17 protein-coding genes and 2 tRNA genes are annotated in these 18,025 nt (G+C 64.6%); 8 read left to right on the forward strand and 11 right to left on the reverse strand.

The genetic code is table 11. The annotated features are described in order from the left end of the window. The first annotated feature begins 235 nt into the window (after positions 1-235). Positions 236-311 (forward strand) — tRNA-Val (locus tag DGI_RS01705). A 13-nt stretch (positions 312-324) separates the two neighbouring features. Further along, positions 325-401, forward strand: a tRNA-Asp gene (locus tag DGI_RS01710). Between the two features lie 235 nt (positions 402-636). Here the strand turns inward: DGI_RS01710 and thiD are convergent. The 7 genes from thiD to DGI_RS16750 form a co-directional block, all read right to left on the reverse strand. After that, entirely contained in the window at positions 637-1,503 is an 867-nt protein-coding gene (gene thiD, locus DGI_RS01715) for a bifunctional hydroxymethylpyrimidine kinase/phosphomethylpyrimidine kinase (RefSeq protein ID WP_051286411.1), read from the reverse strand. Further along, positions 1,451-2,497, reverse strand: a complete 1,047-nt coding sequence (locus tag DGI_RS01720; RefSeq protein WP_021758904.1) for a lysylphosphatidylglycerol synthase transmembrane domain-containing protein — start codon at positions 2,495-2,497, stop codon at positions 1,451-1,453. The genes thiD and DGI_RS01720 overlap by 53 nt, the downstream gene beginning before the upstream one ends. Positions 2,498-2,555: 58 nt before the next feature. After that, positions 2,556-3,725, reverse strand: a complete 1,170-nt coding sequence (gene proB, locus DGI_RS01725) for a glutamate 5-kinase (RefSeq protein ID WP_027193011.1) — start codon at positions 3,723-3,725, stop codon at positions 2,556-2,558. 14 nt (positions 3,726-3,739) lie between these two features. After that, positions 3,740-5,125 carry an Obg family GTPase gene (locus DGI_RS01730; RefSeq protein ID WP_021758906.1) on the reverse strand — a complete coding sequence of 462 codons (1,386 nt, stop codon included), beginning with the start codon at positions 5,123-5,125 and terminating at the stop codon, positions 3,740-3,742. Positions 5,126-5,225: 100 nt separating this feature from the next. Then, entirely contained in the window at positions 5,226-5,513 is a 288-nt protein-coding gene (rpmA, locus tag DGI_RS01735) for a 50S ribosomal protein L27 (protein ID WP_021758907.1), read from the reverse strand. Between the two features lie 12 nt (positions 5,514-5,525). Then, positions 5,526-5,831, reverse strand: a complete 306-nt coding sequence (gene rplU, locus DGI_RS01740) for a 50S ribosomal protein L21 (RefSeq protein WP_021758908.1) — start codon at positions 5,829-5,831, stop codon at positions 5,526-5,528. A gap of 29 nt (positions 5,832-5,860) precedes the next feature. After that, positions 5,861-6,820 carry an alpha/beta hydrolase family esterase gene (locus DGI_RS16750; RefSeq protein WP_021758909.1) on the reverse strand — a complete coding sequence of 320 codons (960 nt, stop codon included), beginning with the start codon at positions 6,818-6,820 and terminating at the stop codon, positions 5,861-5,863. A 121-nt stretch (positions 6,821-6,941) separates the two neighbouring features. Between DGI_RS16750 and DGI_RS01750 the strand changes: the two genes are divergently transcribed. From DGI_RS01750 to DGI_RS01765, 4 genes are all read left to right on the forward strand, one after another. Next, positions 6,942-7,967: a tetratricopeptide repeat protein gene (locus DGI_RS01750; RefSeq protein WP_021758910.1), complete on the forward strand. Its 1,026-nt coding sequence runs from the start codon at positions 6,942-6,944 to the stop codon at positions 7,965-7,967. After that, entirely contained in the window at positions 7,964-8,524 is a 561-nt protein-coding gene (locus DGI_RS01755; protein WP_021758911.1) for a hypothetical protein, read from the forward strand. Before DGI_RS01750 ends, DGI_RS01755 begins: the two co-directional genes overlap by 4 nt. 91 nt (positions 8,525-8,615) lie before the next feature. Next, positions 8,616-10,049 carry a hypothetical protein gene (locus DGI_RS01760; protein WP_021758912.1) on the forward strand — a complete coding sequence of 478 codons (1,434 nt, stop codon included), beginning with the start codon at positions 8,616-8,618 and terminating at the stop codon, positions 10,047-10,049. Positions 10,050-10,182: 133 nt separating this feature from the next. Next, positions 10,183-11,868 (forward strand): SulP family inorganic anion transporter, encoded by a 1,686-nt coding sequence (locus DGI_RS01765; RefSeq protein ID WP_021758914.1) that lies wholly within the window; start codon positions 10,183-10,185, stop codon positions 11,866-11,868. Positions 11,869-12,064: 196 nt separating this feature from the next. Here the strand turns inward: DGI_RS01765 and DGI_RS01770 are convergent, their stop codons facing one another. Genes DGI_RS01770 through DGI_RS01785 form a run of 4 tightly spaced genes read right to left on the reverse strand, consistent with a single transcriptional unit; the run spans position 12,065 to position 15,772 of the window. After that, the gene (locus DGI_RS01770; protein ID WP_021758916.1) at positions 12,065-12,673 is read right to left on the reverse strand and encodes a cytochrome b/b6 domain-containing protein; all 609 of its coding nucleotides are present in this window, start codon (positions 12,671-12,673) and stop codon (positions 12,065-12,067) included. Positions 12,674-12,675: 2 nt separating this feature from the next. Then, positions 12,676-14,313: a tetrathionate reductase family octaheme c-type cytochrome gene (locus tag DGI_RS01775; RefSeq protein WP_021758918.1), complete on the reverse strand. Its 1,638-nt coding sequence runs from the start codon at positions 14,311-14,313 to the stop codon at positions 12,676-12,678. 21 nt (positions 14,314-14,334) lie between these two features. Further along, positions 14,335-14,808 carry a hypothetical protein gene (locus tag DGI_RS01780; protein ID WP_021758920.1) on the reverse strand — a complete coding sequence of 158 codons (474 nt, stop codon included), beginning with the start codon at positions 14,806-14,808 and terminating at the stop codon, positions 14,335-14,337. Beyond that, a complete protein-coding gene (locus tag DGI_RS01785) occupies positions 14,801-15,772 on the reverse strand; it encodes a 4Fe-4S dicluster domain-containing protein (protein WP_021758922.1) in 972 nt (323 codons plus the stop codon). The genes DGI_RS01780 and DGI_RS01785 overlap by 8 nt, the downstream gene beginning before the upstream one ends. Positions 15,773-15,994: 222 nt before the next feature. On the opposite strand from DGI_RS01785, the gene DGI_RS01790 reads away from it, so the two are divergent. Then, complete coding sequence (locus DGI_RS01790) at positions 15,995-17,434, forward strand: sigma-54 interaction domain-containing protein (RefSeq protein WP_051286428.1); 1,440 nt, start codon at positions 15,995-15,997, stop codon at positions 17,432-17,434. Between the two features lie 135 nt (positions 17,435-17,569). Then, positions 17,570-18,019 (forward strand): cytochrome c family protein, encoded by a 450-nt coding sequence (locus DGI_RS01795; protein WP_027193013.1) that lies wholly within the window; start codon positions 17,570-17,572, stop codon positions 18,017-18,019. Positions 18,020-18,025 lie beyond the last annotated feature (6 nt).

Below are 18,025 nucleotides of genomic sequence, written 5' to 3' on the forward strand. Positions count from 1 at the left end.
TCCGGGCTGGCGGTTGCTGCGGCAGGGGAGGTGCCGGCGGCGCGAGGGGTGGGCATGGAACACACTGTGTCTGGCAGTGTAGCCCAGGGGTTGCGCGACTGGGAAGATTTTTGTGGCGGGCTGAAAAAAAATTGGGCGGTTTGAAAAAAAGTTGTTGACGAGTGAGGCCATCGTGCGTAGACACATTTCTCCACACGGGGCGCATCGATTCACTCCGACAGAACGATGTGCGCGTGGGCGGATAGCTCAGCTGGAAGAGCATCGGCCTTACAAGCCGAGGGTCACAGGTTCGAGCCCTGTTCCGCCTACCAAGTGTGACAACGCGGAGCCGTAGTTAAGTTGGTTATAACGCCGGCCTGTCACGTCGGAGGGCGCGAGTTCAAGTCTCGTCGGCTCCGCCAGAACGTACCAAGCAGCTTGGCTGCTTGTGATGACCCCCGAAGGGCTTGCCCCTTCGGGGGTTTATCTGTTCTGCGCCAGTGTATTGTTGCTCGGGCTATTGCGGCGTCGAGGCAACGCCGGGGCGTCAGCAAAAAAATACCGGGCGCTGAACCCGCATCAGTTCACCGCCCGGCATCGAAAGAAGTCTTTGGAGAGGTATCCCTCTCGCACCGACCTTTTCGCGGATAATTTTCTCTACTCCCCGGCGCAGACGCAGGGGGCCATATGATCCGGCGGGCCGACACCCAGCCCCGGCGCAAAGGCCGTCTCCAGGCAACGATGCAGGTAGCGTTGCGCGCAGACCACGGCGTCTTCCAGCCCCAACCCCTGGCCCAGCCCGGCGGTAATGGCGGCGGAGAGCGTGCAGCCGGTGCCATGGGTGTGCTCGGTCTCCACGCGGGGCATGGGCAGGGCCACAGGAGCCTGGCCGGGCAGGCCCAGCCAGTCCGTAAGCCGGCCGCCCACGTCGGCGGTCTTGTCGAAGTGTCCACCCTTGAGCAGCACCGCGCCCGCGCCCAGGGCCAGCAGCCGGCGGATGGCCTCGGCCACGTCGGCCGGGGAGGCGATGGCCATGCCCGTGAGCCGTTCGGCTTCAGGGCGATTGGGCGTCACCAGGGCGGCCAGAGGCAGCACGCGCGCCGTCAGGGCCTCCACGGCGTCATCCTGCAGCAGGGCATGTCCGCTCTGGCTCATGCACACGGGATCCACCACCAGGGGGAAGGCGGTGCCGGCCAGACGATCGGCCACTGCCTCGATGATGGCTGCGGAAAAGAGCATGCCCGTCTTGGCGGCGGCGATGGGGAACCCGGTCAGCACGGCGTCCAGCTGGGCGGCGACGAATTCGGGCGGCGGGGCATGAATGCCCGTCACCCCCAGGCCGTTCTGGGCCGTCAGGGCGGTGATGACTGTGGCGCCAAAGCCGCCCAGGACGGAAAAGGTCTTGAGATCAGCCTGAATGCCCGCGCCGCCGCCGGAATCGGACCCGGCGATGGTCAACAGACAGGGCCGGCTAGCGGGGTGCGCTCCCCTGGGGGGCTGGGACGGCTGCGGTGTCTGATTCATCGAACACGCACTCCTTTTCGATGTTCTCCGGCTCCACCTGCACCTCGCGGATGCCCTTGAGGCTCATGCCGGACTGGGCCATGACGTACAACGCCGCCAGCACCGTGGGCACGAAGAACATGAATCGCAGCACCAGGGCGATGGCCAGGGCGGTTTCCCGCTCCACCTTGAACAGGGACATGGCGAAGACGAACGCCCCCTCGAACACCCCGACCCCGCCCGGCGAGGACGGCGCGGCAAAGCCGATGGACGCCACCACGAAGACGGTGAGGGTCTGCGCGAAGGTCAGATCCAGCTCACCCATGAGCCAGATGGCGGAAAAATACACCACGGCAAAGCCGGCCCACACGATCAGGCTGTAGCCGGTCAGGGCGGCAAAAAACTGAGGGCTCACGCGACACTGCAACTGATGCATCACATCGTGGAACAGGTGCTTGACCTTTTCCCCGGGCAGCATCTTGGCCACCAGGGCAGACAGGCCTGGCTTCCAGCGGAAGAGGATCACCGTGGCCCAGATGCCGCCCACCACCATGCCCAACGGCGCCACCACGATGTTCTTGCCCAGCAGCACCGCCGCCACCAGTCCCATGAGCAGCAGGATGTTGAGGTCGAAGAACCGTTCCCAGAAGATCATCCCCAGGCCCTTGCCCAGGGTGAGGCCGGTCTTCTTGCGCAGGTAGTAGGCCTTGGCCACCTCGCCCAGTTTGGCCGGCAGGATGTTGTTCACCCCCAGGCAAAACACGCTGGCCTTGAGGGACACCAGCAGCGAGGCCTGCCAATGCGTCAGGTAGCTGATGCGCAGGGCCACGGGCAGGTACTGCGCCACGGACAACACCCCCGTGACCAGCAAGCCAAGCCAGCCGAACTGCTGCACCGCCAGCCAGAACTTGTCCCACTCCAGGCCCCAAAAGGCGTACACAAGACAGCCGCCCACCAGGGCGAAACGGAAGGCCGTACCAAGATGCTTCATCAGATGCGAAGAGCTGCTAGCCATGGAATATTCAGGGGGGTTCGTGCGATTGCAAGGCCGGGACGGCCCTCCACTACCTGCTTCACAGGGCTGCGTCCAGCAACATGTTGTTGCGATGGACCGCCTCTTCGTACAGGCCGGGGCCGAGCACGGCTTCGATGTCTGCCAGCTTTTTGCCCATGATCTTGCGCAGATCCTGGGCCCGGTAGTTCACCAGTCCCACGCCCAGGCAGCGGCCGTCCAGACCGCAGATGCGCACCAGCGCCCCGCGGCCGAAGCTGCCTTCCACCCCGCGAATGCCAATGGGCAAGAGACTCTTGCCATTGGTGGTCAGGGCATTGGCCGCACCGTTGTCCACCGTCAGGGTGCCCACGGGCACGGCATTGTAGGCCAGGCGATACTTGCGCTGGGGAATGCTTTTGTCGTGGGGTACGATGAAGGTGCCCAGGGCCTCGCCATCCATGGCCCGCACCAGCGCGCCGGAGATGCGGCCGGAGACGATGAGCGTGGGCGCGCCCAGCTGGGCCGCGCGCCGGGCCGCGCGCAGCTTGGAATACATGCCGCCGGTGCCCACGGCGGTCTTGCCGGAGCACATGGCTTCAAGATTCAGGGCATCGATGTCGTCGATGTGATCCAGCCGGCGGGCGTCGGGATCGTCGGCAGGGTTGGCGGTGTACACGCCATCGGCGGAGGTGAGGTTCACCAGCAGGTCGCCTTCCACCACATTGAGCAGCAGGGCGGCCAGGGTGTCGTTGTCGCCGAATTCCAGCTCTTCCACCACCACGGTGTCGTTCTCGTTCACCACGGGCACGGCGCCCCAGTTGAAGAGCACGCCGAAGGTGTTGCGGGCATTGAGAAAGCGGCGGGGGCTGCGCAGGTCGTCCCGGGTGAGGAGCAGTTGCGCGGTGACGATGCCGCGCCGGGCGAAGGCCTGATCGTAGGCGTGCATGAGCCGGCTTTGCCCCACGGCAGACGCGGCCTGACGATCCGGCATGCCCTTGATGACGCGGCACTTTTCCGAGGTGCAGATCACGCCGCGCCCTGCGGCCACTGCCCCGGAGGAGACCAGCGCCACCTGCAGCCCGCGGGCCATGAGCTGGGAAATCTGGTCGGCCAGCTGCTCGATGACGGCATCGTCAATGCCCGTCTTGCCGGTGAGCACTGCGCTGCCCACCTTGACCACCACCCGTCGCGCCTTGGCCAGCCACTGGCGACGCACCGCCAGTTGGGCATCATCCTGCGTCGTTGTCATGGCGTGATCCCTGCTTACGGCCGGCGTGCCTGACCGTCCTGACTGGCCTGACTGGTCTGGCAGTCGCCCTTGACGTGGGCGAGCATGTCCCAGATGGCCGCCAGCAGTTGCTCCACCCCGCGTTTTTCCAGGGCGGAGATGAAATAGACGCGCATGCCGTCCGCCTGGGCCCGGGCCTTGAGGGTCTGGATCTGTTCGGGCGTCAGCAGGTCGATTTTATTGAGGACGCGCAGCTGCGGTTTTTCCAGCAAGGCGGGATCAAAGGCAGCCATCTCCTCATCCACCAGCCGGAAGCCGGACCAGGGATCAATCTGCTCCTGCTCCTCGTCCTCGGCCGGGTCATAGACGCGCTGGTCCACGTCCTCGGCGGAGAGGATATGCACCAGGCAGCGCGTGCGTTCCACATGCTTGAGGAAGCGCACGCCCAGGCCCTGGCCAAGGTGCGCGCCTTCGATGAGGCCGGGGATGTCGGCCATGACGAAGCGCTCGCCCAGGTCTGCGCCAGGACCTTCCATCACCACGCCCAGGTTGGGCGTGAGGGTGGTAAAGGGATAGTTGGCGATCTTGGGACGCGCCTGGGATACGGCGGCAATGAACGTGGACTTGCCGGCATTGGGCAGGCCCACCAGCCCCACATCGGCCAAAATTTTCAGCTCCAGCCGCAGCTTGCGCTCCTGGCCGGATTCGCCGGGCTGGGCAAAACGAGGTGCGCGCATGGTGGAGGACTTGAAATGGACGTTGCCCTTGCCGCCACGGCCGCCCTTGACTGCCAGCCAGCGCTTGCCGGGAGTGTCCAGATCGGCCACCAGCACACCACGGACGCCCTCGGGGTTGGCGTTGATGGCGTCGTCCTCGCCTGCGGCATCGTCGTCGCAATCGTCCTCGCAACTGGCGATGCAGCCCTCGTCATCCATGGGGACAGGATCGCTGCCGATGTCTTCGCTGTCGTCGTCATCGGGCTCGTCGCCGGTGTAGCCGTCCAGGGCGAGCATTTCCTCGATGTCCAGGGGCTCGTTGGCGCGCCAGTTGAGCTGGGGCGGCGCCAGGAAGCCGTCCTCGGAAGGGGCCTTGGGCGTGTCTTCCACCTCGGCCTTTGGCAGGGGCAGCTCATAAATGAGGGTGCCCACGGGCACCTTGATGATGAGATCCCGGCCCGCACGGCCATAGCGCTGCTGGCCCATGCCGTACTGGCCGTTCTCGGCGCCGTAGCGACGCTTGAGACGGAAGTCGTACAGGGTCAGCAAATCTGCGGTAGCTTCGAACCAGATATCGCCACCGTGGCCGCCGTCGCCGCCATCGGGGCCGCCGCGGGGGATGAACTTCTCGCGGCGAAAGGAGACGCTCCCGCGCCCACCGTTGCCGGAGCGCACGGTGATGACAGCTTCGTCAACGAACTTCATGGAGAGGCCTCGGGCACGCGCCAGAAAAACACGATGACAAAGAGGGCGAAAGACGCAAGGCGCCCTTCACCCTCTTCCAAAAGCATGGAAACGCGCAGGCCTAGGCCTCTGCAGCAGCAGGGGCTTCCGCCGGCAGCACGTGCACGCGCGTTTTGACCTTGCGGTTGCGCAGGTACTTTTCGAACTTCACCACGCCGTCGGCAAGGGCGAAGAGCGTGTAGTCGCTGCCCACACCGACATTCTTGCCGGCATGGAATGTGGAGCCAACCTGGCGGACGAGGATGTTGCCCGCCCGCACCACCTGGCCGCCGAAGCGCTTGACGCCGCGCCGTTGACCCTGTGAGTCGCGGCCGTTTCTGGAACTGCCGCCTGCTTTTTTATGTGCCATGGGTGCTTCTCCTTAGGCGATGGACGTGACCCTGAGGGTGGTGTAGCTCTGGCGATGCCCTTGCTTCTTGCGGGAATCGTTGCGACGCCACTTCTTGAAGACCACGACTTTCTTGTCGCGGTAGTGCTCCACCACTTCGCAGGAGACGGTCACGCCGTCCACATAGGGATCGCCAACTTTGGTCTCATCCCCGGACAACATGAGCACCTTGTCCAGCTTCACTTCCTGGCCGGGTTCGGCCGCCAAAAGATCCACATCAACAAGGGTGCCTTCCTGCACCTTGTACTGCTTGCCACTGCATTCAATAATTGCGAACATGATTTCCTCCGGCATGGGAAACAGGCGTATTACCTCATGCCTGGCATGGCGTCAATGGAATTCTTCTTGCCGGTGTCCCATTTTTTCGTCAGCCCGAAATACTCAAGAATCTTGAAGCCTACAGGATATCCGGCATACGGGTCCCCGCCCCGGCCTGCGGTGGCGGAAAGGGAAAGCAGCGTCACATCGGCCCCGGCGGCGCAGTGCTCGAAGCGTTCCCAGATGGCGTCGCCCTGGGTGAAGCGGGTGTACTGGGTTGCACAGCGGTTGCTGCGCGCCCAGAACATGGCGCTGCGGATGGCGGAGTTCATGGTCCGCAGGCCTTCGCCCAGGGGTTCCGGGGCCTGCCCGCCGAAGTATGGATGACGACGATCCTCCATGCCGTGCACATGCAGCACCGGCAACGCCTTGGCCGGGACGCAGCCCGGCGCATCCAGCGACGCCCCCACCACGGCCACGCCGGCCAGCAGGTCCGCGTGTTCGCAGGCCATGCGGTAGGCCATCATGCCGCCGGCCCCCTTGCCGGCCAGGTAGATGCGGGCCGGATCCACCCCGAATTTTCCCGGCAACACCCTGATGAGGCTCACCAGCCAGGCTGCATCCGGCGTCTGTGTGGCCTGGGCCTCGCCGCAGCAGCTCCCGGCGTTCCAGGCCAGGGCCCCGGCCGGCCCGCTGCCCTGGGGAATCGCCAGCAGCACGCCGGCATCCCGGGCGGCAGCCTCCAGGCCCAGGCTCCGGGCGGCCTGCTGGGGCGAGGAGCCGGCATCGTGCAGAAAAATCAGCGCCGCGCGCTCCCGGGCCAGCTTCGGCGGCGGCTCGAAGAGCACGGGCCGCGCCGGCAGGGAGACGTCATCAGAAAGCTGGGTGACCTGGGCCTGCGATTGCGCAGGGGCGGCCGCGCCCCGCCCGGTGCGCGCCTTGCCGGACTTGCAGCCGGGGCACGCCGCGAGCAGGCAGAGGGCCAATATCATGAACAAGCTGTAACGCATGCATTTTCTCCTTGGACAGATTGCCTTCTGCCAGATCCATTTGATACAGTGCTTGAGCTCTCAGCGTCCAGCGATCAATCTCCTTCGCCGGGATTGATCGCGTTTTTTCCGGAGGAACCCCATGCCTGCCCGCGTCCCGTGTTGTTCAAAATGCCACTGCTCCATCCTGCTGTTCGCCGCCATGCTCCTTGCCTGCGCCCCTGGTGCGGCCCGTGCGCAGGCTGCCGGGCCCTCGTCCCTGAGCACCAAGGACCCCCTGCTCTCCAGCGCCACCCGTGCCCAGACCGCCGAGGAAAAGGTGATGACCGGCATCGAATCCGCCCGCCGTGGCGCGCATGAAGTGGCCGTGCGGTACTTTACGGAGGCCCTCCAGTCCGGTGGCCTTTCCCGGTACGACCAGGGCATGGCCCTCAAGGCCCGCGCCCTGGCTTGGTTCGACCGCGGCATGATGGAGGAATCTCTCAAGGACTTCACCGCCGCCGCCGCCATCCTGCCCTCGGATCCGGATGTCTTCCACAATCGCGCCAACATCTACCTGAAGATGGGCCGTAATGCCGAGGCCCAGGCCGACCTGAACAACGCCCAGGATCTGTACTTCGACCGCGGCTCCCTGTGGCTGGAAAAGGACGATCTGGACAAGGCCATCTCCGATTTCGGCAAGGCCATCCTCCTGGACGCCAAGGATGCCGACGCCTATCTGCATCGTGGTATTGCTTTGAAAATAAAGGGAGATTTGGACAAAGCCATCCAGGACTACACCAAGTCCATCGACCTGCAGCCCGACGCCACGGCCTATTCCAACCGCGGCAACGCCTGGCTGAAAAAGGGCGACCTCATCCGGGCCAAGGCCGACTACGACAAGGCCGAGAGCCTGGACCCCAGCTATCCCCATACCTATTTCAACCGTTCCCAGCTGTTCCTGCAGCAAGGCGACCTGCAAAGCGCCCTGCAGGACATCAACAAGGCCCTCGCCATCAATACGCAGGACGCCCAGGCCTACGCCGCCCGGGGCGACATCTATCTTCGCCTGGGCAATGCCGGCCAGGCCGAGCAGGAATTCAAGAAAGCCCAGGCCATCGACCCGCAGGTGATCCTCCCGCAATCCTCGACTGGCGGACCACCCCCCACACTGGGAGCCATCCAATGACGCACGCCACCCCTTCCCCCCGCGCTGCACTCGCCGTACGGCGGCCCCTTGCCGCGATGTGCCTGGGGCTGTGCCTGGGACTGTGCCTGGCAGCCCTCCCCGGCCCGGCCCATGCCCAGACACCGCCGCAGGCCCAGGCCCTGTTTGCCAAGGATCTCGCCGCCCCCGGAGACATTGCCGCCGCCCACGCCGTTGCCGCGGACGATGGCGGCCTCCGGCTGCAGGCCGTGGCCCCCACCACGCTGCACCTGGCCACCCTTGACGATCCGGACGTGGAAGCCGCCATGGTCACCTTCTCGGCCCGGCTGCGCACGCAGGACCTCAAGGGGCAGGCCTATCTGGAAATGCTGTGCCGGTTTCCGGGCAAGGGAGAATTCTTTTCCCGGGGGCTGAACATGCCCCTTTCCGGCACCACCGGCTGGACGAGCCAGACCATTCCGTTCTATCTCAATGCCGGGGAGAATCCCGACCGCATTCTGCTGAATCTGGTGGTCACCGGCCCGGGTCTGGTCTGGATCGACGGTCTCGCCGTGCACGCCACGCCCTGGGCCCCCTGATCCAAGGCCCGGTGGTCCTTGCCTTCGGGCGCGCGGTTCCTTACACTGTGCCCACGCGCCCCACGCGTCACCGCCGACCAAGGACCAGCCCGTGCCCCCTGCAGACGACGCGCCGTTTTCGTCAGACTCCTTTCTTGTGGACAGCTTCACCGGCGACAATGCCGTGTATGAAGTGGATCCCCAGGCCTGGACCTGCACCTGCGAAGAATGGCTCGTCACCCGGGCTGCCTTCAAGCCCCACGACGTCCGCCGGCTGTGCCCGCATCTGCTGCACGTGTTCCGCGTCCAGCCAGACCTGCTGCCGGACGGGTTCAAGGAGCGCGACCGGCGCATCGTGGAACGGCTGGAACCCCTGCGCCTGGGCTACCCCATCTGCCGGCGCATCGTCTCCCTGCCCTTGCCCGCCCTGGTCCACCAAAGCGGCCCGGACAGCGCGGACATCTTTTTCCCGCGGGACCGCTCCATCCCCTGGGCCAGCGTGCTGTGTGCGGAAGGCTTCTTCCATTATCATCCGGGGGAAGACCGCTGGGCCAACCGTCGCGCCCCGGCGGATCCCGCCCATTGTCAGATCCTGGAACTACGCATCCACAAGGCGCTGAGCCAGGAAGGCGGCCCTGCCGGCCAAGGCTATCCGCTGCCGCCAGAAGCCACGGGCTGGGCCGCACCAGCACATCATCAGCACGAAGACGCCCGGACCTTCCCACTCGGGGAGATGCCGAATTCCATGTCGGATTCGCTGCCGGAGGCAATCTCTGACCCCATGCTGGACGCGCCATTGGCCATGCCCTCCATCCCGCAGGCCCCTCCCATCCCGCAGGCCCCAGGCGGGCAGCCCGGAACGCAAGACTACCCCGGCCCTTTTGCCGCGCCGCCCGGCGAACCGCCCCCGCCTCTCCCCCGGCCTGCGCACGATCCCGTCGCCAGCCCGGGCAAGGACCGGCCTGCCAGTCCGCCTGTCAACCGCGACCCCCTGCGCCTGGGCACGGGCTCGCCGCAACGCTCCATCCCGGCGAAGGGCCGCCATGTCGTCCGCAGCACCGCCCCGACGCGTCGAGTTGCGCTTACGCTATTGATCATGCTCACCATCAGCGCCGTGGGGGCCTTCTTTTTTGTGATGCACGCGCCCGAGCTTTCCCTGCACGCCATAACCCGCTCCCTCACCAAACTGCTCGAAGGCGATGCACCGCCCCCGCCCACGCCCGGGCGCACCAGCGCCGCGGACCCGCCGCCCGCCGCCGGCCTGCAGACTGTCCCCGGCGGCCACTGGCCGGCCAAGGAACAGGCCCGGGACATCCTCAAGCTCATCGAGGCCAACCCCAGCCAGGGCCGCTACACCATCACCAAGAAATTGCCAGACAGCGTGGTGCTCTTCGGCGTGGATCTGGATGTGCAGTCCATCTACCATGTTGAACGCTACACCAATGGCACCGAGGACCGGCAAAGCTGGCTGGGCCACACCATGTTCCGCCTGGAGAGTGCGTCTCAGGGCGGCTCCCTGGCAGACGTGCCCGCCGGCCAGCGCTGATCCCTGATTGCCGCCGCCTGCTCCGTATTTCCGACAAATAAATCTCTGTTTCCCAAGGTGCGCCCCTTGTCTTCACCCCAAGGCAGGCGTAACTTCGGAACGTTTTTTGTCACGTTAACAGAGAGCACACATCATGGCGGACGATGCCACAAGTGGGAAACGCGAACCCTTTCTCCCAAAAATTGTAGACGTATTCAGGCAAGGATATTCAGCGAAGCACGCCGTGCAGGACGTGTTCGCCGGCCTCACCGTGGGGGTGGTGGCCCTGCCCCTGGCCATGGCCTTCGCCATTGCCTCGGGGACCACGCCGGAGCGGGGGCTGTTCACAGCCATCGTGGCCGGTTTTCTCATTTCCGCCCTGGGCGGCAGCCGGTACCAGATCGGCGGCCCCACGGGGGCCTTTGTGGTCATCGTGTATTCCATCATCGACCGTCACGGCTACGACGGGTTGGTGCTGTGCACGCTGATGGCCGGGGTGTTGATGCTGCTGTTCGGGGCGTTCCGCATGGGATCGCTCATCAAATACATTCCCTATCCAGTCACCACGGGCTTTACCGCCGGCATCGCCGTGCTGATCTTTTCCTCGCAGATGAAGGATTTCCTCGGCCTGCCCATGGAGACCGTGCCGCCGGATTTCCTGGACAAATGGGCAGAATACTTCGGGCATGTGCAGGGCATCAATCCCGCCACCCTCACTGTTTCCGGCGTGGGGCTGATCACCATCCTCCTTATCCGGCGCTTCATCCCGCGCGTGCCGGCGCCGGTGGTGAGCGTGTTTCTGGCAACCCTGGTGGCGTATGTGTTCAGCCTGCCGGTGGAGACCATCGGCAGCCGCTTTGGCGGCGTGCCGGACGCCCTGCCCAGCCTGACCTTTCCCATGGTCACCCTGGAGCGCGTCCGCGAACTGATCCCGGATGCCCTCACCGTGGCCCTGCTGGGGGGCATTGAGTCGTTGCTCTCCTGCGTGGTGGCTGATGGCATGACCGGGGACCGTCACCAGTCCAACACCGAACTCATGGCCCAGGGCGTGGCCAACATCGCCTCCCCCCTGTTCGGCGGGCTTCCGGCCACCGGGGCAATCGCCCGCACGGTGACCAACATCCGCGCCGGGGCGTTTTCCCCCGTGGCCGGGATGCTGCATGCCGTGGTGCTGGCGGCGTTCATCCTCTTTCTGGCGCCGGTGGCGTCCTTCATCCCCCTGGCATCCCTGGCGGCAGTGCTGGTGGTGGTTGCCTGGGACATGAGCGAATACCACAAGGTGCTGCGCCTGCTGCGGGCCCCCAAGTCTGACATGCTGGTGATGCTGCTGACCCTGCTGCTCACCGTGCTCATCGACCTGACCGTGGCCGTGAACGTGGGCGTGGTGCTGGCGGCGCTGCTGTTCATGCGGCGCATGAGCGAAACCACGGAAATCGAGGACTGGGGACACAACTGCTGCACCTGGAAGCCCGACCTGCCGCGCTCGGAATTCCTGGAGCTGCCCCATAATCTTATGGTGTACGAGATCGACGGTCCCTTCTTCTTTGGCGTGGCGGACCGCTTCAAAAGCGTGCTGCATACCCTGGACACCAAGCCCAAGGTCATCGTCCTGCGCATGGGCAGGGTGCCGGCCATCGATGCCACGGCCGACAACGCCCTGGAAGTGTTCGCCAAGCGTTGCCAGAAGGACGGCACCCGGCTCATCCTGGCCGGCGTGCGGCCCCGGGCCCTGGCCAACCTCAAGAAAATGGGCACCCTCAAGGCCATCGGCGAAGAGAACATCTTCGACAACTTCGGCGAGGCCCTGGACCGCGCCCGCCGCGTGGTGGCGTTCGAGTAGAACAATGTACCGTTGAAAAGAGTTGTCGGGGGAACACCTTTCTGAAGAAAGGTTCTTCCCCCGAACCCCCTTTCCAAAGACTTTTTCTTTTGATTCCAGGATACTATTACAATCCTGGAAGGAAACGCACGAGAGGGGAGAACCTGTTTCAAAAGGTTTCCCCTCTCGCAAAGTCCCTTTTCAAAATCACCCTGCGCTAACAGTGCTCTTTTTCGCCTTCCTCCCAGCCGGTGCACATGGCCTTCACATGCGCGAAGACGCTATGCCCGGTGGTGGTCATGTACACATGCACGACGAGGAACTGCAGCACCAGGAACGCGCCCACGGTGTGCAGGGCTGCGGCCGTGCCCAGCTGCATGACGATGCCCAGGGCGTCCCAGTCGTTGTAGAAGTAATAGAGGAAGCCGGTGAGCATCTGGAACGGCAACAGTGCCGACACAATGCCCAGATACGTGAGCCGCTGCAGGGGATTGTGCTTGACGTCCGGCTGCTTGCGCACGGGATGCGGCTCGCCCTTGAAGATGCCCCACATGTAATGCCGCATCACGGCCATGAGCTTTTTGGCTGTGGGGGTGTATTGCTTCCATTCCCCGGTGGTGGCCAGCCAGAAGATGCCGAAGCAGAAGAGCACAAACCAGCCCAGTCCGCACCAGATATGCAGTTCATGCGCCAGCTTGTAGCCAAAAAGCGCATAGGTGCCGTGCAGCTCGAAGCCTGTGAGCAGCAGCGTGATGACCAGGGCTGCCTGCAGCCAGTGGTTGATGCGCTCGAACCGCGTATAGCAGTAGAATCGCGTGGCGCTCATGGTCAGCTCCTTTTCTTGGATGCGATGACACGGGCCAGACCGTGCATGAACACGCCGGCCAGGGACAGAATCACCAGACCCCAGCCGAGCTGGTCGATGACGGAGACGCTGTCGCGCCCGGGCATGTAGAACCCGGCCAACTGCTGCAGGCGGCTGTTCTCGCGTGTGTGGCAGGATTCGCAGGCCAGGCTCTGTTCCTTGGGCGCCACCATGTGCGTGGTCTGGAACACGTAGCTCGTCTCCACAAAGCCGTACTCGCCGGAATATTCCTGCTTGATGTAGTCCATGCCCGCGGCAATGGCCTTGGCCCAGTCGTAGCTCTTCCAGTATGCGGCGTCGTCCTTGCCGAAGAGATGCGGAATGACGAAGCGCTTCAACTTGGTGTCATAGGGCTGCTTGCCGGTGTGCATCTTGAACGGGTAGATGCGGGAATTGACGTCTTCCCGAGCCCCCACGGGCGAATTGATGGCCACGCGGGTGTCGGGATTGATGGTGTCGTCGATGGTCAGGTATTCCATGGTCCCGTTGAACCATGCGTAAACCGGCACCACATTTTTCTGCCAGTCGAAGTCGCCCTTCTTGGAGTCGTAAGACGAGACTCCGAATTCATTCTTGGTCTTGAACGGCTTGCCGTCCTTCATCTTGCCGGCGGTGGACCAGTCCCAGCTCATCTTGGTGGCCAGTTCCCGGGCAAAGGCGGGGATGTGGCACGTCTGGCAGGCCACCTTGTCGGTGTGGTCATTGGCCTTCACACCCGGCTTGTGCGGGGTGCTGGTGTGGCAGGATTCGCAGGTAATGCGCGAGACGGTATCGTCCTCCACCAGACTCTTGCGATGGGTGGCGGCTGGTGTCTTGTAGCAGCGGCCGGCGATGCGGTGCGCCTCGGTGGTATGGCAGCGCGCGCAGGTGAAGTTGGCGCCGTCCTTGGCCATGTGCACATCCAGGGTGCGCGGCGGATTGACCATGGAGGAATCCAGATCCCCATGCTTCACGGCGTCGCCACCGCCACCATAAAAGTGACAGTTGCCGCAGTTGGTGCGGTCCGGCCGGCCCACGCCCTGGGCCACCTTGTTCCAGTCCGGCGGCAGATAGGTGGTGTTGTCCTCGGGAAAGACCGTGGGCTCGGAGACGGGATTGCCGGCCATGGTGGGGAACTTCTTATAGGTGCCGGTGCGGTCATGGCAGACCAGACAGTCAATCTTGTTGGCGTCGGAGAAGTCGAACGTCTTGTCCTTGAAGCCGTAGCCGATGTGGCAGGAGGTGCAGCGCGGCTCGTTCGAGGGCACGGCCACGCAGAAGTTGTTCAGCGTTTTTCCATACTTGCCCATGGTGCCCGTCTCGTCATGCGGGCACTTCCAGGTCCAGTGGATGGTCTTGTGGATCTGGCTGGCCGCCTCGGTGTGGCAGGAAAGGCAGGCCTTGGTCACCTCTGGTCCGGACGTGAAGTTCCCTTGCAAGGCCGGGAACTTGGAATGATCCGCCGTAATCCACCGCGTTTCCTTGGGGGCATGGGCCAGGGGCTGCGGCGCCGGCTGGGACGCCAGACTGACGGCCGCGATGGCGGTCAGCAGCATTACGGCCCCCAACAGGGCCAGGGCCGGTCCGGCCCGCCAGTGAATGGATGTGCTGCGAATTCGCATGGATCTCCTCCCTTCCTCAGGCTATGGTGCAAGGCGGCCCGCGCTGCGCCGCCGGATGATCCAGCTTGCCAAAGCCAGCCCGCCCCAGGCCATGGCCAGGACCAGATGCCCGATATCCACCGCCATGCCCGTGCCCTTGGATACGCCGCCCGTGGGCAGGTTCTTCCAGACACGGATGAAGCCCGTGAGCACGAGCCCGGCAATGGCTGCAAGCTGAGCCCAGTGCAGCCGCGTCATGCGGAGATGGCTGATGCGGCCGAGGCGACGGGACGCCAGGGCCTCGCCGGCGCGCAGGGCCACCAGGGCCAGGAACACCGCCGCGGCAAGGTAGTGGATGATGTGCGTGACGTAAAAATCCGCCGTCCAGGCCAGGCCGGGGATGTCCGCAATGTAATAGCGCTTGAAGATGGGCATCTGCCCCAGGCCGGAAATGGCCAGGGCCAGCACCGCCAGGGCAAAGAGCCGACGTTCGATCCATGGACGAGGCTTATTCATGGTCCGCCCCCCGCTTCATCCGGCTGACCGTCCGCAGGGCCGCCCCGGCCAGACCGGCCAGGGGCGCCGCCACCAGGGCCGCTGCCAGCAGGGTCTGATTCTCAAACGGGTCCTCCACCGCCGCCAGATGCGGCCGCCCCGGCCCCTTGGCCCGGGAAGCCTCCAGCGTCTCGAAGGGTACGGGAGAGACGTAGATGGTGTTGGTGCCGCCGTTCTCGTCAAGGCCGTACACAAAGCCGTGCATTTCCGCCGCCAGGGCCTTGGCCTTGGCCACGATCTCCTCGCGCGGGCCGATCTGCTGGACCTCGAAGGGACAGGCCTCGATGCAGGCCGGCAGCTGCCCTGCATCCAGCCGGGCGGCACAGCGGTCGCACTTGTACATGACGCCGTTGCCGGCAAAGCGAGGCAACAAATCCAGGTACAGGCCCACGCCGGTTTGCCGTTGTGGGATGGACCAGGGGCAGACATCCCGGCACTTGGCCCCGCCCAGGCAGGTGACTGGATCGATTTCCACCACGCCGCGGTCGTCCTTGCTGCAGGAGCCCCAGGGGCAGAGATTGGCGCAGGGCGGATTCTGGCAGTGCATGCAGCGCCGCGGCATGTGCAGCTCGAAGGGCTGGCCGTCGCGCTGCCCCTCGAAGTGATCGATGTACAGCCAGGTGTACGGGGTGAGGCGGTCGTCCACCTCGCGCTTGTCAGACCAGTCCTCGACCTTCACACGCTTGGGCAGCATGGGCGGGAACGGCTTCTTGGGCTCGGGAAATCTGGCGGCGTTGGCATCCTTGCAGGCCTGGGCACAGGCGCCGCAGCCCACGCATTTGGACAGATCCAGCAAGGTGGCCAGCTCCCCGGAGTGCGGCGAGGCGGCCCGGGCCGGTGCAGCAGGCAAGGCAGCCGTGGCCCCGGCCACGCCCAGGAGCCCCAGGCCCCCCAGAAATTGGCGACGAGAAAGGGGTGTTGTCATGAACATGCATCCTTGTATTCCACCGCGCTGATGCGGGATTTTGGTACAATGTAAGCATTATCCATGCCGGATACAAGCATGGCGGGGAATAAATCTGCAACGTGCTGATTCCACTGGTCGGCATGCCCGCGGCCCTTGCGCTTTCCGGAGGTGATGTCTATGCTGATGTCTAATCACATCGACACATGTCGAAACACCTTCTGCACCTGGCTTGAGGCATCCATGTTCAAAACCCCTCAGCTTTCCGCCGTCTGCAACACGCTGCAGGAAGGGCTGGTGCTCATCGGGGCGGATGGTCGCATCCAGGCCGTGAATCCGGCCATGGAAAAACTGACCGGCTATACCGCGGGCGAGCTCATCGGCCAGCCCTGCACCATCCTGCAGTGCGACGTGTGCGAGAAATCCCGCCGTGAGGGCCGCGACCACTGGTGCCGGCTGTTCGACACCCGCCAGGAGCACCGCCGCCGGTGCCGGATCCTGCGCAAGGACGGGGCGTCCGTGCCCGTGCTCAAGAACGCCTCGCTGGTGATGGAGGGGGAGCAGGTGCTGGTGGCCGTGGAGACCCTGACCGACCTGACCGAGCTGGATCTGCGCGACCGCAAAATAGAAGAGCTGACCCGCCGCGTGGAGGAAGCGCCAGGGTTTCATGGGCTGGTGGGCATGAGCGCGCCCATGCGCAGGCTGTTCAAGTCCATTGAGCGTGCCGCCGGCAGCGACGCGCCGGTGCTCATCCTGGGCGAGTCCGGCACGGGCAAGGAGCTGGTGGCCCATGCCCTGCATGCCCTGGGCGCGCGGCGCGACGGGCCGTTTATCCAGCTCAACTGCGCGGCGCTCAACGAATCCCTGCTGGAAAGCGAGCTGTTCGGCCATGTGAAGGGCGCCTTCACCGGCGCGGTGCGGCATCGGCAGGGCCGGTTCGAGGCTGCCCACGGCGGGGATCTGTTCCTGGACGAGATCGGCGACATCCCCGTGCCCATGCAGGTCAAGCTCCTGCGCGTGCTGGAGACCAAGGAAGTGGAACGCGTGGGGGACAACCGCCCCATGCCCGTGGACGTGCGATTCATCTCCGCCACCAACCGCAACATCCCGGCCCTGGTGGCGGAAGGCACCTATCGGGAAGATTTTTATTATCGCATCAATGTCCTGCCCCTGCACGTCCCGCCCCTGCGGGATCGGCTGGAGGACATTCCCCTGCTGGCCGAGCATTTTCTGCACACCATCGCCGCCCGCAGCGGCCGCTGCGCCTTCAGTCTGGACCGCCCTGCCCTGGAGGCCCTGCTGCGGCACCCGTGGCCCGGCAATGTGCGCGAGCTCAAAAGCGCCCTGGAATTCGCCGCCATCCACGCCGAGGCCGAAACCGACGGCCGCATCGAGGTCTGCCACCTGCCTGCCACGGTGCAGGGGCAGGCCCTGTGCCCGCCGCCCCAGACTGCCGCCACCCGGCACGCCGACGACGGGCTGAGCGCCGACGAACACGCGGAAAAAAACGCCCTCATCGCCGCACTGCAGGAAGCCGGCGGCAACAAGAACGCCGCGGCGCGCCTGCTGGGCGTGCACCGGGGCACCATTTTGAACAGAATGCGCAAATATGGCGTTGATGTGCAAAAATCCGTGGCAGCCAACGCGGCGAATAATTCGACAAATATGGTGAAATCACGATAGAAATCAACATCCCCCTCGTTTATATTTGACACTGCACGGCCGAGTTGTGTAGTTCCCGACGACGGGCAGCCATGCAGGAAAAATCCTGCATGAACAGGGGGAGTAAAACCAATGCACATTTTCCATGGCGTATGGATGCCGGCAATCGTGCTGGCATCCGTGCTTTGTTGCATTCCCGAAGCGTTACGCGCCGGCGAGGGGCTGGTGTATGTGGGCTCCAAGGCGTGCGCGGACTGCCATGCCGAGCAGTATGAACGCTTCGAGGCGCATTCCAAAAAACCGCACTCCTGGAGAAGCGTGGAAATCATGCGCTCCAACCTCAAGCCGGCGGAGCTGCAGGAGTGTTACGACTGCCACACCACCGGCCACGGCAAGCCGGGCGGGTTCGTCAGCTACGAAAAGACCCCGCATCTGGCCGAGGTGGGCTGCGAAACCTGCCACGGCCCTGGCAGTGCGCATGCCGAAGCCGGTGACACCAGCCTCATCACCCGTCGCCCGGCCATCGAGACCTGCAAGACCTGCCACAACGAGACGCGGGTGCAGGACTTCAACTTCAAGCCGCTGCTCTTCAGCGGCGCCCATTAAAGGAGC

The sequence above is a fragment of the Megalodesulfovibrio gigas DSM 1382 = ATCC 19364 genome (genome assembly GCF_000468495.1).
Lineage (GTDB): Bacteria > Desulfobacterota > Desulfovibrionia > Desulfovibrionales > Desulfovibrionaceae > Megalodesulfovibrio > Megalodesulfovibrio gigas.